This is a genomic window from Rhizobium sp. CNPSo 3670 (assembly GCF_057784555.1).
The window spans coordinates 23,408-39,905 of sequence record NZ_JBXSOL010000027.1; the positions used below are offsets into that span (position 1 = coordinate 23,408).

The following is a 16,498-nucleotide window of genomic DNA, read 5'->3' on the forward strand; positions in this document are numbered from 1 at the left end:
CAGCTGGAAATATTGAAGGTTGCCGGCCAGTTTATCGGGCCCAACCTTTCGAAAGGGCCTATCATTGGCACAGTTGGTGCAGGAAAGGGATTTGGACGATGCGGAGGGCGTGAGCACCCGTCGCGTCCGAGGCCGCCGTTGGTCGCATCCCTTTACGCTGATCCGCCGCATCTTCGGCAATGCGGTGTTTTCGAGCCTGACGCGGCGCATCCTGTTCTTCAATCTCGTCGCGCTGGTGGTGCTCGTCGGCGGCATTCTCTATCTCAACCAGTTTCGCGAAGGCTTGATCGACGCCCGCGCCGAAAGCCTGTTGACGCAGGGTGAAATCATCGCCGGCGCCGTTTCGGCTTCCGCGTCGGTCGATACGAACTCGATCACCATCGATCCGCAAAAGCTGCTTGAACTGCAGGCCGGCCAGAGCATCACCCCAGTGCCGAACGACGAGGACCTGGAATTTCCGATCGACCCCGAGAAGGTCGCTCCCGTCTTGCGTCGGCTGATCTCGCCTACGCGCACACGCGCGCGCATCTTCGATGCCGACGCCAATCTGCTGCTCGATTCGCGTCACCTCTATTCGCGCGGTCAGGTGCTGCGCTTCGACCTGCCGCCGGTCGAGGAAGAAAAGCAGACCTGGAGCGATTGGTTCGCGACGCTGTTCAACAAGGCGCTGCAGCCGGGCAATCTGCCGCTCTACAAAGAAGCGCCGGGCGGCGACGGCTCGATCTATCCGGAGGTCATGAACGCGCTGACCGGCGTGCGCGGCGCGGTCGTACGCACCACCGAGAAAGGCGAACTCATCGTTTCCGTCGCCGTTCCGATCCAGCGCTTCCGCGCCGTGCTCGGCGTGCTGCTGTTGTCGACGCAGGCCGGTGACATCGACAATATCGTCCATGCCGAACGACTGGCCATCATGCGCGTTTTCGGCGTGGCGACGCTCGTCAACGTACTGCTGTCGCTGGTGCTCTCATCGACGATCGCCAATCCCCTGCGTCGTCTTTCGGCAGCCGCCATCCGCGTTCGCCGCGGCGCCAAGACACGTGAGCAAATTCCCGACTTTTCCGCTCGCCAGGACGAAATCGGCAACCTCTCCATCGCATTACGCGAGATGACGACAGCGCTTTATGACCGCATCGACGCCATCGAAAGCTTTGCCGCCGATGTCAGCCACGAGCTCAAGAACCCGCTGACCTCGCTGCGCAGCGCCGTCGAAACGCTGCCGCTCGCCAGGTCGGAGGATTCCAAGAAACGGCTGCTTGACGTCATTCAGCACGACGTCCGCCGCCTCGATCGCCTGATCAGCGACATTTCCGACGCCTCGCGGCTCGATGCCGAACTCGCACGCGTCGACGCCGCCTCCATCGACATGGAGGTGCTGCTGCGCGACCTGATCGACGTGTCGCGCCAGATCAGGGGCAGCAAAAAGCAAGTGCAGATCGACTATGTCGTGGAGCGCAAGCCGAACATCAAGACGCGCTTCGTCGTCAACGGTCACGACCTGCGCATCGGCCAGATCGTCACCAATCTGATCGAGAACGCCCGCTCCTTCGTCCCTGAAAAGGACGGGAAGATCATCGTGCGGCTGATGCGGACACGGTCGCGCTGTGTCACCACGATCGAAGACAACGGTCCCGGCATCCAGGCGGAAAATATCGATCGCATCTTCGAGCGCTTCTATACCGACCGACCTGAATCCGAAGGCTTCGGCCAGAATTCGGGGCTCGGCCTGTCGATCAGCCGCCAGATCGCCGAGGCGCATGGCGGGTCGCTCAGAGCAGAGAACATTACCGACGCCGAAACCGGGCAGGTGCTCGGCGCGCGCTTTATCCTCGCCCTGCCCCTCGATCCAGCCGCATGACGGCGGCCGCCAACATCCATGCCACGGCGATCGTCGTCGGCAGAACGGGGCTGCTGTTCAGCGGTCCCTCGGGCTGGGGGAAATCGATGCTGGCTTTCACCTGCATGACCGAGGCGCGCCGTCTTGGGCTGTTCACGGCGCTGGTCGCCGATGATCAGGTGCTTCTGTCGGGAGAGACCGGCACGGTGATCGCCACCTGTTCGCCGTCGATCGCCGGGTTGATCGAACTTCGCGGCACTGGCATCGTCCGGCAGGATCACGTGTCCCCGGCAACCATGCACTATGCCGTGCTTCCCGGCAGCGCTTCCGGTGAAAACCGCGTCCCTGCGGAGGGCGAAATCGTCAGTCTCGCCCCGGGTTTTTCGCTTCCCGCATTGCGGCTGCTCACAAATGTTGCCTCGCCGCTGGCGATCCTGATGGCGAAAGCGCCTGACATCGGATGCTGAAGGCTTCCGGATTGATCAATCCGCCTTATATATTTGCATTTTTATCTTGCACTTCGGCTTTTCATAGCGAAGATGTGCCGCCACCGGTGGACGAAATTGCTGCATTGCGATATCTCAGCCACCGTTTGCGTATATGGGAGCAGTAATATCATGATCGGACTTGTGCTTGTCACTCATGGCAAGCTGGCTGAAGAGTTTCGTCATGCTGTCGAGCACGTCGTCGGTCCTCAGAAATTCATCGAGACGGTCTGTATTGGCCCCGAAGACGATATGGACCAGAGACGGCAGGACATTCTGCAAGCCGTTTCCGGCGCCGATGACGGCCATGGCGTTGTTATCCTGACCGATATGTTCGGCGGCACGCCTTCCAACCTCGCCATCTCGGTCATGAGCAGCGGCCATACCGAAGTCATTGCCGGCATGAACCTGCCGATGCTGATCAAACTCGCCGGCGTACGCGGCGAGAACAACATGGAGAAGGCGCTGGTGGAGGCTTCCGAAGCCGGGCGGAAATATATCAATGTCGCGAGCCGCGTGCTCAGCGGAAAATAACGGCGCTTCATGACATCGCTTTCCCGGGAACTCCTCATCATCAACAAGCGCGGCCTTCACGCTCGCGCCTCCGCTAAATTCGTGCAGATGGTCGAGAATTTCGATGCAGCCATCACCGTTTCCAAGGATGGAATGACGGTCGGCGGCACCTCGATCATGGGTCTCATGATGCTTGCGGCAAGCCCCGGCTCCAGCGTCGTCGTCTCGGCAAGCGGCAGCCAGGCTCAGGAAGCCCTGGAGGCCCTGGATCAGCTGATCCAGAACAAGTTCGGCGAAGAAATGTGAGTTCGGCCGAGCTCATATAAACATATAAAGACTTCTTTATATCCTTATTGCCATCCCATGCGAAGCCTGCTAAACGGCGGATATGCCGTGCGCTTGCTTGCGCCTGCGCCAATTTTTGAGACGTTTTTCAGCCTGGAGACCTCTATGAGCACTGAAAAAGATTATGTCGTCGCCGATATCGGGCTTGCGGATTTCGGCCGCAAGGAAATTACGATCGCCGAAACCGAAATGCCGGGGCTGATGTCCTGCCGCGCCGAGTTCGGTGAGGCAAAGCCACTCAAGGGCGCGCGCATCACCGGTTCGCTGCATATGACCATCCAGACAGCCGTGTTGATCGAAACCCTGGTTGCGCTCGGCGCCGAAGTCCGCTGGGCTTCCTGCAACATCTTCTCGACCCAGGACCATGCTGCAGCGGCGATCGCCGCCGCCGGCGTTCCGGTCTTCGCAATCAAGGGCGAGTCGCTCGAGGACTATTGGGTCTATACCGACAAGATCTTCCAGTGGGCCGATGGTGGCCTTTCCAACATGATCCTCGATGACGGTGGCGACGCCACCATGTACATCCTGCTCGGCGCTCGCGCCGAAGCCGGCGAGGACGTGCTCTCGAACCCGCATTCGGAAGAAGAAGAAATCCTCTTCGCCCAGATCAAGAAGCGACTCGCCGCTTCTCCGGGCTGGTTCACCAAGCAGCGTGACGCGATCAAGGGCGTCACCGAGGAAACGACGACCGGCGTCAACCGCCTTTACCAGCTCAGCCAGAAGGGCCTGCTGCCGTTCCCGGCGATCAACGTCAACGACTCCGTCACCAAGTCGAAGTTCGACAACAAATACGGCTGCAAGGAATCGCTGGTTGACGGCATCCGCCGCGGCACCGACGTGATGATGGCCGGCAAGGTCGCCGTCGTCTGCGGTTACGGCGACGTCGGCAAGGGTTCCGCTGCCTCGCTCTCCGGCGCCGGCGCCCGTGTAAAGGTGACCGAAGCCGATCCGATCTGCGCTCTGCAGGCCGCCATGGACGGTTACGAAGTCGTACTTCTGGAAGACGTCGTTTCCTCTGCCGACATCTTCATCACCACGACGGGCAACAAGGACGTCATCCGCATCGATCACATGCGGCAGATGAAGGATATGGCGATCGTCGGCAATATCGGCCATTTCGACAACGAAATCGAAGTCGCCGCGCTGCGTAACCTCAAGTGGACCAACGTCAAGCCGCAGGTCGACCTGATCGAGTTCCCCAAGGGCAACCGCATCATCCTTCTCTCCGAAGGGCGTCTGCTCAACCTCGGCAATGCGACCGGCCATCCGTCCTTCGTGATGTCGGCTTCCTTCACCAACCAGACGCTGGCGCAGATCGAACTCTTCACCAAGCCCGGCCAGTACGAGAACAAGGTCTACATCCTGCCGAAGCATCTCGACGAAAAGGTCGCACGCCTTCATCTCGACAAGCTCGGCGTGAAGCTGACCCAGCTCAGCGAAGAGCAGGCTGCCTATATCGGCGTGAAGCCGCAGGGCCCGTTCAAGTCCGACCACTACAGATATTGATAGGGTCGTCGATATCCACAAGATGTAGAAGCCGCGGCATTGACAAATGCCGCGGCTTATTTTTTGGCCGCTCCCTTCCCGCCGATTCCCTTCCGAAGTATTGTTTTAAGACTTGATTCGGGACGCCGGACTCCGTCCGACCGCTCCGAAAATGGGATGTCTTGTCGTAATGCGGCACATTGAAGGACGGAGACATACCGCGGATGTCGGAAGTGAAAAACAGCCTGCCCGATCAGGCGGATGATGATGCTTGTAAGCATTGCCGTCCGTTCATGGCAGGCCAGGGATATAAATCTGCAACGGCACACGAGGCCGCAAGGCAAAAGCATGGATCATTGGCGCGCTTCTTGAAAACTTGCGCGGCCGGCACGGCGCTTGCCGCGCTGGCGCGGCCGGTTCTGGCACAAAGCGAGCAGCAGGCGGCGGCCTCGGCTCACCTTTTCACCTCCTCGCAGGTCGTTGGCGTTTCCGTCGTCATCGGCGTCATATCGGCGGCCCTGCTTTCCACGCTCTGGCTCGTGCGCCAGCGCGGCAATCTGGAAAACGAGAGCAGGGACATCCGCTCGGCGCTCTCGGATGCCCAGCAACGCATTTCGCAATATCAGGCGCTGATCGCCGACAAGAACCGGCGCATCGTCATCTGGGACGGCAATGCGCGCCCGGAACTGCTTGGGCAGCTTCCGCCCGAGACTGGCGCACCGCAGGATGGCGAATTCCTGGCCTTCGGCCTCTGGCTGAAGTCACACTCCGCCTCGGAGCTGGAAAAGGCGATCGACCGGCTGCGCGACGGAGCGCAGAGTTTCGACATGGTGGTCGAGACCATCCGCGATGAAATCCTCGAGGCGCAGGGCCGGGTTTCTGGCGGACGCGCCTTCGTCCGCTTCGTGGCGCTGAACAATCTGCGCGCCGAGCTTGCCGAACTCAGGATCGAGCGCGACCGGCTGATGACCTCGATCTCGGCCTTCCAGACCATGCTCGACGCGATCGACATGCCGGCCTGGCAGCGCGACCCGGCGGGCCGCCTGACCTGGGTCAATCAGGCTTATGGCGATGCGGTCGAAGCGCGCTCGCCGCAGCAGGCGATCAACGAAGGCCGCGAGATGCTGACGACCGTGGCACGCGAACGCATTCGCGCGACGGCGACGCCGGAATCACCTTTCCATGACACGATCTCGACGGTCGTGCGCGGCAACCGAACCTTCTTCGATGTCGTCGACGTCAAGGTTCCCGGCGGCTCGGCCGGCATTGCTGTCGACGTATCCGACATCGAAGCGGTCCGCGCCGAGCTGGAGCGGACCCTGAAGAGCCACGCCGAAACGCTCGATCATCTCGCGACACCCGTCGCCATCTTCGACGGCGAGCGGAGGCTGCAGTTCTACAACCAGGCCTTCGTCGCCCTCTGGGAACTGGATATCGCCTTCCTTGAAAGCCGGCCCGACAATAGCGAGCTGCTCGAGCGGCTGCGGGCGGCCAAGAAACTGCCGGACCAGCTCAACTGGAAAAGCTGGAAGGAAGCGGCCCTTTCGGTCTATCGCACGCTCGATACGCAATCGGATCTCTGGCACCTGCCGAACGGCCAGACGCTGCGCGTCTTTGCGACCGCCCATCCCCAGGGCGGCGCCACCTGGGTTTTCGAAAATCTGACCGAACAGGTCGATCTCGAAACCCGCTATAACACGCTGGTCAAGGTACAGGGTGAAACGATCGATCACCTTTCCGAAGGTGTCGCGGTATTCGGGCCCGATGGACGTATCCGCCTGTCGAATCCGGCCTTCCGGGCGCTCTGGGGTATTACCGAAACCGAAGCCAAGCCCGGAACCCATATCCGCGCGCTGGGCGAGGCGTGCGCACCGTCCTATGACCGGCCGGACGGCTGGAAGACCTTTGCGGAACTGATCACCAGCTTCGATGACGAACGTCGCTCGAGCCAGGGGACGCTGGAACTCTTCTCCGGCCTCGTGCTCGATTACGCCGTCATCCCGCTGCCGAACGCGCAGACCATGCTGACCTTCGTCAACATGACGGACAGCGTGCGGGCCGAGCGGGCATTGACCGAGAAGAACGAGGCGCTGCGCAAAGCCGACGAATTGAAAAACGACTTCGTCCAGCATGTTTCCTATGAACTTCGCTCACCGCTGACCAATATCATCGGCTTTACCGATCTGCTGCGCACGCAGGGCGTTGGGCCGCTGAATGAACGGCAGGCCGAATATATCGACCACATCTCGACTTCGTCCTCGGTTCTGCTGACCCTCGTCAACGACATTCTCGATCTTGCGACGGTCGATGCCGGCATCATGCGTCTGAACTATGCCGAGATCGATCTCAACGACCTGCTGGACGATGTCTCGATGCAGATTGCCGACCGGCTGCACGAAAGCGGCGTCGCGCTCGAAATCACCGCGCCTGCGTATCTCGGCTCGATCATCGCCGATCCGCAGCGGCTGAAGCAGATCCTTCTGAAGCTTCTTGCCAATGCGGCGAATTTCTCGCCGGAGGGTACCTCGATCTCGCTGGAATGCCATCGCGAAGGCACGGATTTCGTGTTCTCCGTCCGCGATCGCGGCCCCGGTATTTCGCCCGACATGATCGCGACGGTCTTCGACCGGTTCGCGACCGGGGCTAAAAGCGGCAAACGCGGCGGCGCCGGCCTCGGCCTGTCGATCGTCGACAGCTTCGTCAGCCTGCATCATGGCGACGTGACGATCGACAGCGAGCCGGGCAAGGGCACGACGGTCGTCTGCCGTATCCCCTCGGTCAACATACCGCATTCCGCCGCCGCCGAATGACGACCGACGATACGATCTCGCTGTTCCTGAAGGACGAAGCGGCCACGGTTCGCCTCGGCGAAGACCTGGCATTGGCCTTGAAGGCCGGCGATTGTCTTGCCCTGTCGGGCGATCTTGGCGCCGGCAAATCCTCGCTTGCCCGTGCGATCCTGCGTGCCATTGCCGATGACGATGGGCTCGAAGTCCCGAGCCCGACCTTCACACTGGTGCAATCCTACGACCTGCGTATCCCGGTTTCGCACTTCGATCTCTACCGGCTCGGCGATCCCGGTGAATTGACGGAGCTCGGCTTCGACGAGGCCCTGCAGAACGGCATATGCCTCGTCGAATGGCCGGAGATGGCGGCGAGCGAGTTGCCTGGGGAATGCATCACGTTGACGCTGACCCATGAAGGCAACGGCCGCCGGGCGACGATCAGCGCCGCCGGCGCACAGGCTTTGCGCATCCGGCGCGTCCTGGCGATCCGCAATTTCCTCGAAGACGCAGGCTGTTCCGATGCCAAACGTCGCTTCCTGACTGGCGATGCGTCGCTGCGTGCCTACGAGGCGATCTATTGTGAGAGCATCAAGGGCCGTCTCATCCTGATGGACTGGCAGCCGCATCCCGAGGGACCGCCGGTCCACGACGGCAAGCCCTATCCCAAGGTCGCACATCTGGCACAGAACGCCTATCCCTTCGTTGCGATTGCCAATGCGCTGCGCGAACGGGGATTTGCGGCGCCGGAGATTTATAAGGTCGATTATGACAAGGGCATCCTCTTGATCGAGGATCTCGGCACCGAAGGCGTGCTCGATGACGAGGGGCGGCCGATCGTCGAGCGTTACCGGCAAAGCGTCGCCTGTCTTGCCCATCTTCATTCCATGCAATTTCCGCAGGATATACCGGTTTCCGCCACCCATAGGCATCACATACCGGACTTCGATCGCACGGCGATGAAAATGGAAGTGCAGCTTCTGCTCGACTGGCACATTGCCTGGAAGCGCGGCACCGCCCCCTCGGAGGCAGAGCGCAAGGAATATCTGGCGATCTGGGACGCCCTGATCGATGAACTTGCCACGGTCGAAAAGAACCTGCTGCTGCGCGATTTCCACTCACCGAACATCATTTGGCGGCCGCAGGAGCCGGGCATCAGAAAGATCGGCCTCATCGACTTCCAGGACGCCATGATCGGGCCCACCGCCTATGACCTTGCCTCGATCGTCCAGGACGCCCGCGTCACGATCGAGCCGCAGCTTTTCCGGCAGCTGATGGATGATTATATGGCGCTTCGCCGCAGACAGGGCGGCTTTGACGAAGTCGGATTTCTGAAAGCATGGGCGATCATGTCGGCGCAGCGCAATTGCAAGCTTGCCGGTCTCTGGGTGCGGCTGCTGCAGCGGGACGGCAAGCCCGGCTATCTCAAACATATGCCGCGCACACTCGCTTATCTGAATGTCGCGCTCGAGCACGAGGCGCTTACCCCCTTGCGCGATTGGTGTGCAAGGGCTGGAATAGGCCAGAGCGAATCATAAGTTCCGGATCAAGATGACCATCAGACAAGCCATGGTACTGGCCGCGGGTCTCGGGACCCGCATGCGCCCGATCACCGATACGATTCCGAAGCCGCTGGTGAAGATCGACGGCAAGCCGATGATCGACTATGCGCTGGACGCGCTGGTTTCGGCCGGTGTCGAGCGGGCCGTCGTCAACGTTCATCATCATGCCGAGCAGATGCTCGACCATCTCGGCAAGTATCGCGGCCTCGACATCGTCGTATCGGATGAGCGGGACGGACTGATGAATTCCGGTGGCGGGCTGGCGAAGGGCCTGACGCTGCTGGACCGTGACGATCTTTTTGTCATGAATGCCGATCTCTTTTGGATCGGCGAACAGCCGGGACGGCCGACGAACCTGCAGCGCTTAGCCGGATTCTTCGATGCCGAACACATGGACATGGCGCTGCTTTGCGTTGGGATCGAGGATACGACGGGTCACAACGGCAAGAACGATTTCAGCCTCGCTGCAGATGGCCGGCTGACGCGGTATCGCGACGATCCGTCCAATCCGGTCGTCTACGCCGGGGCGATCGCCATGAATCCGGCGCTATTTGACGATGCGCCGAAGGATGCCTTCAACCTCAACATCTATTTCGACAAGGCGATCGCGCGCCGCCGGCTGTTCGGCATTATGCTCGAAGGCCATTGGCTGACAGTGGGAACGCCAGAGGCGATCGGCGAAGCGGAGGAAACGATCCGCCGACTGCGGGCGTTCGCGTGAGCTCATGGCGGACCGGCACCAGCCACGCATCCTGACGATCCCGGCGGGCCTCCCCTTCCTGAAAACGCTGGCAACGACGCTTTGCGACGGACGCCTGACGCCGCTCTTTCGGCATGAGCCCGCTGATCCGCTGTCGCTCGCCAGGGTGACGATCTACCTGCCGACCCGGCGCGCCGTGCGTGTGCTCCGTTCGGAATTCGTCGATCTGCTCGGCGGCCGCTCGGCGATCCTGCCGGTCATTCGTCCGCTCGGCGAAACCGATGACGACAGCGGATATTTCGAAGAGGCGCTGCCGGCAACGATCGATCTCGCCCAGCCGCTGTCGAATACCGCCCGGCTGCTGGAACTGGCGCGCCTGATCCTTGCCTGGCGAAACAAACTGCCGGAGATCGTCCGTCATATCCATTCGGACTCGCCTTTGGTTGCGCCGGCCAGCCCGGCGGATGCTATCTGGCTCGCCCGCAACCTTGCGGAGCTGATCGATTCCATCGAAACCGAGGATCTTGACTGGTCGGAACTGTCGAAACTCGACACCGGTGACTACGCCGCCTGGTGGCAGCTGACGGCGGAGTTCCTGCAGATCGCCAGCGCCTTCTGGCCGGAGCGGCTTTCCGAGCTCGGCAGGTCCTCGCGGGCGCGGCACAGGAACGCCATTCTGCGGGCCGAGGCAGCCAGGATTTCTACGGCGAAGCCGGCGGGGCCGATTATCATCGCCGGTTCGACGGGTTCGGTCCCTGCCACGGCCGATCTCATCGCCGCCGTTGCCAATCTGCCCGAAGGCGTGATCGTCCTTCCCGGCCTCGATCTCTCCATGCCCGATAGGCATTGGCAAATGGTCGCGCCGGAACCGGCACCGGGCCAGCATGCCAATCCGGCCAGCCGGAGCCATCCGCAATATGGCCTGTCCTCGCTGCTGAAGAGGCTGAGGCTGACACGAGCCGACATCAGCCTGCTTGAGAGGCCGGAGACCGATCTCGATCGACGCGCCGAAATCCTATCGCGCGCGCTCTCGCCGGCAGAGGCGACCAGCGACTGGGGGGCCTGGAAGGGCGCGTTGCCCGAGGGAGCGCTGACTTCGGCCTTCGCCGATGTTTCGTTGATCGAAGCTGCCAATGAACGCGAGGAAGCAACCGCAATTGCCATCGCGCTCAGGCTCGCACTGGAAAGGCCGGGCCAGGACGGCGAAAGCCGGGCAGCCCTGATCACGCCCGACCGCAATCTCGCCCGTCGGGTGATGGCCGAACTGTCCCGCTTCGGCATCCTCGCCGACGATTCGGCCGGCACGCCGCTTTCGGCCACCCCGCAGGGCACCCTGCTGCAATTACTGCTGGAGGCGGCGCTGCGCCCGGGCGATCCGGTGGCGATCGTCTCGCTGCTCAAACATCCGCTGGCCCGCTTCGGCCTCGAACGTGGGGCCCTGATTTCTGCGACCGAGGCGCTTGAGCTGCTGGCACTGCGCGGCGGCGTGGCGGAGGTGGATATCAGTGCGCTCGAGTCGCTCCTGGCCCATCAGCTCGGCGAGCAGGCTCTGGACCGACACACGCCGCAATGGCGAAAAACACTGCCAGCCGAGGCGGCCAATGCCGCATCCGAGCTTGCCCGCCGGGTTGCCCGCGCAACCGAGCCTCTGGCTTCCGCGCTGGTCCGGCACCGGCCGGAAGAACGCGGCAAGACGGCGCGTTTCACGCTGTCCGAATGGGCGGAGCGGACCGGCCGTTCGCTCGAAGCGGTCGCGGCAGATCCGCACGGCAATCTTGCCGATCTCTGGTCGCACGAGGCAGGAGACGCCCTTGCCTCGCTTCTCAGCGAAGTGATCGACACGGATGGCCAGATGGAGGCCGACGGGCCGCAATGGATCGACATCATGGCCGCACTTGCCGCCGGCCATGCGGTGAAACCCCGGGCACTCAGCCATCCCCGCCTCTTCATCTTCGGCACGCTCGAAGCCCGCCTACAGAGCGTCGACACGCTGATCCTCGGCGGCTTGAACGAAGGCTCCTGGCCAGGGCAGAGCGCAAACAATCCCTTCATTCCGCGCATGATGAAGACAGAGATCGGGCTCGAACCGCCGGAGCGGCGCATCGGCCAGCTGGCGCATGATTTCGAGATGGCGAACGGCACTCGCCACCTGATCTATTCGAGAGCGCTGCGCCAAGGTTCGACGCCGACCGTCGCCTCGCGCTGGCTGCAGCGGCTGCTGGCGCTCGGCGGAGAGACATTCGAAGCGGCATTGAGAGGGCGCGGTAACCGGTATCAGCAATGGGCCGGCCTCATCGATCGGGGAGAGGTTCAGGCACCGGCGCAGCGACCCTCGCCGAAACCGCCTCTGGCGCTGCAGCCGAAGTCCTATTCCTTCAGCGAGGTCGGCCGGCTGCGCCGCGATCCCTATGCGATCTATGCCCGCCGTATCCTGCGGCTCGATCCGGTCGACGCGTTCAACCGGGATCCGGGAGCGGCCGAACGCGGAACGCTCTACCACAAGATCATCGACCGGTTCATCCGCGAAGCCCATGTCGCCGGCACGCCGGAGGCGGCAGCGGCGATGGAGCAGATTCTTACCGAGCTTTTCGACATGGAGAAGCTGCCGCCACACATCGATGCCGTGTGGCGGCCGCGCTTTCGCGACGTGGCCGGCGCCTTCCTCGAATGGGAGGCCGGACGACGTCCCGCCATCCGCAGGACACTGACGGAAGTGCGCGGCGGCGTGGAGCTGGAGGCGATCGATGTCCGGCTGAACGGCGTTGCCGACCGGATCGATATTACGGGGCCGGGGGCGGCCGATATCATCGACTACAAGACCGGCTACAACCCCTCACCGGCACAGGCACGCGCGCTTCTCGATCCGCAGCTCGCGCTCGAAGCGGCCGCGTTGAGCGCCGGCGCCTTCCGCGATGCCGGCAGTCCCATCCCGCAGGATCTGCTCTATGTCCGTCTGCGTCCGGGACGCCGGTTCCAGGTCGATACGGTGAACAACGAAAACTCGGCCCGCAGCGACAAGGCAAAATCGGCGATGGACCTTGCCGCGGACTCGGTCGACCAGCTGATCAAGTTCGTCAGTTTGCTGCAGTCCGGCGAAAAAGGCTTTACCTCGCGGCTCATTCCGGCGCAGCAGTTTGATTTCGGCGGCGACTATGATCATCTCGCCCGCGTCTCCGAATGGTCGACGGCCGAGACCGAGGAAGGCGGCGGCGATGAGTGACCAGACCGCACTTCCGATTGACGACGATCCCGGCGCCTGGATCGGCTGGACCACGATTCAACAGGCAATCGCCTCCGATCCCGAGCGCTCGGCCTGGGTCTCGGCCAATGCCGGTTCAGGCAAGACGCATGTCCTGACCCAGCGTGTCATTCGTCTCCTGCTCGCCGGCGCACGGCCTTCCGCCATTCTCTGCCTGACTTATACCAAGGCCGCGGCCTCCGAAATGTCGAACCGCGTCTTCGAACGGCTGGCAGACTGGGTGGTGCTTGACGACGAAAATCTCAGCCGGCGCATCACGCAGATCGAGGGTACGGCGCCGGATGCCTTAAAGCTTGCCGAGGCGCGCCGGCTGTTTGCGAAGGCGCTGGAAACGCCGGGCGGATTGAAGATCCAGACAATCCATGCCTTTTGCGAAGCGCTGCTGCACCAATTCCCGCTGGAGGCCAATGTTGCCGGGCATTTCTCGGTCCTCGACGATCGCGCGGCGGCGGCACTGCTTTCCGATGTACGCCGGGCGCTGCTGTCGGCAACGGCGCCGGAGGAAGGCAGCGCTCTTGCCGAGGCTTTCGCCTATGTGCTCAATCTCGGCGATGAATCCGGGCTGGAGAACCTGCTCGCCGACATCATCGCCAACCGCAATGCCATTCGCCGCTTCACGGCGGCTGCCGAGCGACAGGGCGGCGTGGAGACGGTTCTGCGCGACAGGCTCGGCCTTGCCGCAGGCGATACTGAAAGCCGGATCGCGGCGCAATATTGGCCGTTGCCGGAGCTTTCGGGCGGCATGCTGGAGCTTTATTTGGCGCTTTCCGACCAGAAGGGCGGCGCCAAGGCGCAGGAGGTTGCTTATGGCCTCAGGCTCGCCGGCCGGGAGCGCGATGATGCCAAGCGCGCCGAGATGCTGGAGAAGATCTTTTTGACGGCAAAAGGCGAGCCGAAAACGGACTCGCAGTTCCTGGTCAAAGCCATGCTTGCGGAAGCGCCGGAATTGACGAGCGCCATAGCCGCCGCCCGCGCGCATGTCGCCGCAAGCCGTGACCGGTTGAAGCTGATGCGGATGTTCGGCGCCACGAGGGCGGCGCTGGTGCTCGCCGGTCGGCTGAACCACGATTACGAGGAACTGAAGAAGCAGCGCAGCCAACTCGATTTCGAAGACCTGATCACACGCACCGCCAACCTGCTGACGAAGAGTGGCGTCGGTCCCTGGGTCCATTACAAGCTGGATCGGGGTATCGATCATATCCTCGTCGACGAGGCCCAGGATACCAGCCCGATCCAATGGAGCGTCATCCAGTCGCTCGCCGAGGATTTCTTTTCCGGCGAGAGCGCCCGGCCGATCGTGCGCACGCTCTTTGCCGTCGGCGACGAGAAACAGTCGATCTACTCCTTCCAAGGAGCGCGACCCGAGCGTTTTTCCGAAGAGAGCGACCGGACACGGCGGCGGGTCGCCGACAGCGGGCAGAGCTTTTCCTCCGTGCGGCTGCCGCTCTCCTTCCGCTCGACCGCCGACGTGCTCGAAGCCGTCGACCAGATCTTCCGGACGGCGGACAATGCGCGGGGTCTCAGCGCTGTCGGCGAACCGGTCGTACATCGATCCAGCCGCATCGGACATCCCGGCGCCGTCGACCTCTGGGAGATGGTCGCGCCTGAGGCGGTGGTGAAGGAAGAGGATTGGACGGCGCCCTTCGATGCGACGCCGGAAAGCGCGCCGGCCGCAATCCTCGCGCGGCGGATCGCCCATGCGATCGGCACGCTCGTCGGCCGTGAAACGATCGTCGACAAAGGCACGGAGCGGCTGATCGAAGCCGGCGATATCCTCGTTCTGGTGCGCAAGCGCGACGCCTTCGTCAATGCCTTGACCCGCGCCTTGAAGCGCCGTGGCGACATTCCCGTCGCCGGCGCCGACCGACTGACGCTGACCAGCCATATCGCTGTGCAGGATCTGCTGGCGCTCGGCCGGTTCCTGCTTCTGCCACAGGACGACCTTTCGCTCGCTGCCGTGCTGAAGAGCCCGCTTTTCGATTTTTCGGAGGACGATATCTTTGCAATCGCCGGCCTTCGGGGCGACGACGAGAGCGTCTGGAGCCAGCTCAAGAGGTTTGCGGCCGATGGTACTGAACGATTCCGTGCTGCCGTCGAGAGGCTGGAGCTGTTTCTGCGGCAGTCGCGGCATCTGTCGGTCCATGATTTCTATGCGCGCGTGCTGGGCAGCCATGGCGGTCGGCGGCAATTCCTTGCCCGTCTCGGCACCGAGGTTAGCGATATTCTCGACGAGTTCCTGACCTTTACGCTCGACCACGAGAGTTCCGGCCTTCCCGGGCTGCAATCCTTCATCTCAACGCTGGAGCTCGAAGCGCCGGAGGTGAAGCGTGAGCAGGACAAGGGGCGCAACGAGGTAAGGATCATGACCGTGCATGCCTCCAAGGGTCTTGAAGCACCGATCGTCTTCCTCGTCGACGGCGGCTCCAAGCCGTTCACGCATACACATCTGCCGAAGCTTCGCCTGATCGAAACCGACGCAGACGAGCCGCCGCTGCCGGCCTGGGTTCCCGTCTCCGACCTCGCCAATTCGCTGACGCAAAACGATGCAGCACGGATCCAGATGCTGGCGGAAGAGGAGTATCGCCGGCTGCTTTACGTCGCCATGACACGGGCTGCCGACCGGCTTGTTGTTTGCGGCTACCGTGGCGTTCGTGTCAACAACGATACCTGGCACATGATGATCTCAGCCGCGCTCAGCGAAGGCCATCCGCATGTGGAGGCGGCCACCTTCTCCGGCCCAGACGGCGAATGGCCGGGCATCCGATGGCGGGTGCCGCGGGTGGAGCGGCGCTTCGAGCGTAGCGACCGCCATGAGGCGCGCGACAGCCAGGAGGCGTTGCCGGAAGGCCTATTGCGGCCACTGCCGCCGCAGGCTGAGCTGCCCCGCCCCCTCAGCCCATCCGGCGCCGGGACGATCGTCGACGAAGACGAGGGCAGCTTGTTTGTCGCTTCGCCGCTGTTCGGCGAGAAGGAGCGCAGCGATCATTCCCTGGAAAAGGGCAGGTTGATCCATCGCATGCTGCAGGCGCTTCCCGACATTCCCCCGGTCAAACGGCCGGATGCCGCAAGCCGCTATGCCGAGCGGGCGGCGCGGTTCTGGCCTGAAGCGGAACGCCGCCGGCTCGTCGATTCGGTTCTGAGACTGATGGACGAAGAAGGTCTGCAGCCGGTTCTCGGAGTAGAGGCCCAGCCGGAAGTTTCGATCATGGGAACATTGACGCTTGCAGACAGGCGCTATGCGGTCTCCGGCCGTATCGATCGGCTCGCCGTGCTTGCCGACCGTGTCGTCATTCTTGACTACAAGACCAATCGGGTGCCACCTTCGACCGAGGAGGCGATCCCTTTCGCACATAAGGCTCAGCTCGCGATTTATCGTGAGATCCTGGCACCGCTCTATCCCGGCAAACGCATCGACTGCATGCTCGTCTACACCGAGAATGCGTCGCTCTACACTTTGAGCGAAGAGGCACTCGGTTTGGCGCTTGCAGGACTCAAGACAAAGTGAAATACCGGACATTGAAAATTTGGCGCC

10 protein-coding genes are annotated in these 16,498 nt (G+C 62.5%); all 10 read left to right on the forward strand.

All coding sequences use genetic code 11. The annotated features are described in order from the left end of the window. Window positions 1-64 precede the first annotated feature (64 nt). Window positions 65-1,855: a sensor histidine kinase gene (locus tag AC13QO_RS23580; RefSeq protein ID WP_097601329.1), complete on the forward strand. Its 1,791-nt coding sequence runs from the start codon at window positions 65-67 to the stop codon at window positions 1,853-1,855. Further along, the gene (locus AC13QO_RS23585; protein ID WP_488542015.1) at window positions 1,852-2,301 is read left to right on the forward strand and encodes an HPr kinase/phosphorylase; all 450 of its coding nucleotides are present in this window, start codon (window positions 1,852-1,854) and stop codon (window positions 2,299-2,301) included. Before AC13QO_RS23580 ends, AC13QO_RS23585 begins: the two co-directional genes overlap by 4 nt. 150 nt (window positions 2,302-2,451) lie before the next feature. After that, a complete protein-coding gene (locus AC13QO_RS23590) occupies window positions 2,452-2,853 on the forward strand; it encodes a PTS sugar transporter subunit IIA (RefSeq protein ID WP_011423437.1) in 402 nt (133 codons plus the stop codon). A 9-nt stretch (window positions 2,854-2,862) separates the two neighbouring features. Continuing rightward, window positions 2,863-3,138, forward strand: coding sequence for an HPr family phosphocarrier protein (locus AC13QO_RS23595; RefSeq protein ID WP_011423436.1), 276 nt, complete (start codon window positions 2,863-2,865; stop codon window positions 3,136-3,138). A gap of 144 nt (window positions 3,139-3,282) precedes the next feature. Continuing rightward, entirely contained in the window at window positions 3,283-4,683 is a 1,401-nt protein-coding gene (gene ahcY / locus AC13QO_RS23600; protein ID WP_011423435.1) for an adenosylhomocysteinase, read from the forward strand. Between the two features lie 203 nt (window positions 4,684-4,886). Beyond that, on the forward strand, window positions 4,887-7,472 hold the full coding sequence (locus AC13QO_RS23605) for a PAS domain-containing sensor histidine kinase (RefSeq protein ID WP_488542016.1): 2,586 nt from the start codon (window positions 4,887-4,889) through the stop codon (window positions 7,470-7,472). After that, window positions 7,469-8,983 carry a tRNA (adenosine(37)-N6)-threonylcarbamoyltransferase complex ATPase subunit type 1 TsaE gene (tsaE, locus tag AC13QO_RS23610; RefSeq protein ID WP_488542017.1) on the forward strand — a complete coding sequence of 505 codons (1,515 nt, stop codon included), beginning with the start codon at window positions 7,469-7,471 and terminating at the stop codon, window positions 8,981-8,983. Before AC13QO_RS23605 ends, tsaE begins: the two co-directional genes overlap by 4 nt. 13 nt (window positions 8,984-8,996) lie before the next feature. Then, a complete protein-coding gene (locus tag AC13QO_RS23615) occupies window positions 8,997-9,728 on the forward strand; it encodes a nucleotidyltransferase family protein (RefSeq protein WP_488542018.1) in 732 nt (243 codons plus the stop codon). A gap of 4 nt (window positions 9,729-9,732) precedes the next feature. After that, window positions 9,733-12,927: a double-strand break repair protein AddB gene (gene addB, locus AC13QO_RS23620; RefSeq protein WP_488542019.1), complete on the forward strand. Its 3,195-nt coding sequence runs from the start codon at window positions 9,733-9,735 to the stop codon at window positions 12,925-12,927. Further along, a complete protein-coding gene (gene addA / locus AC13QO_RS23625; RefSeq protein WP_488542020.1) occupies window positions 12,920-16,471 on the forward strand; it encodes a double-strand break repair helicase AddA in 3,552 nt (1,183 codons plus the stop codon). The genes addB and addA overlap by 8 nt, the downstream gene beginning before the upstream one ends. The last annotated feature ends 27 nt before the right edge of the window (window positions 16,472-16,498 follow it).

What these genes read in the sequence shown, in the direction of transcription:
- AC13QO_RS23585 (WP_488542015.1), top strand. Translation starts at nt 1,852, where the DNA reads ATGACGGCGGCCGCCAACATCCATGCCACGGCGATCGTCGTCGGCAGA.
- AC13QO_RS23590 (WP_011423437.1), top strand. Translation starts at nt 2,452, where the DNA reads ATGATCGGACTTGTGCTTGTCACTCATGGCAAGCTGGCTGAAGAGTTT.
- AC13QO_RS23595 (WP_011423436.1), top strand. Translation starts at nt 2,863, where the DNA reads ATGACATCGCTTTCCCGGGAACTCCTCATCATCAACAAGCGCGGCCTT.
- ahcY (WP_011423435.1), top strand. Translation starts at nt 3,283, where the DNA reads ATGAGCACTGAAAAAGATTATGTCGTCGCCGATATCGGGCTTGCGGAT.
- AC13QO_RS23605 (WP_488542016.1), top strand. Translation starts at nt 4,887, where the DNA reads ATGTCGGAAGTGAAAAACAGCCTGCCCGATCAGGCGGATGATGATGCT.
- tsaE (WP_488542017.1), top strand. Translation starts at nt 7,469, where the DNA reads ATGACGACCGACGATACGATCTCGCTGTTCCTGAAGGACGAAGCGGCC.
- AC13QO_RS23615 (WP_488542018.1), top strand. Translation starts at nt 8,997, where the DNA reads ATGACCATCAGACAAGCCATGGTACTGGCCGCGGGTCTCGGGACCCGC.
- addB (WP_488542019.1), top strand. Translation starts at nt 9,733, where the DNA reads ATGGCGGACCGGCACCAGCCACGCATCCTGACGATCCCGGCGGGCCTC.
- addA (WP_488542020.1), top strand. Translation starts at nt 12,920, where the DNA reads ATGAGTGACCAGACCGCACTTCCGATTGACGACGATCCCGGCGCCTGG.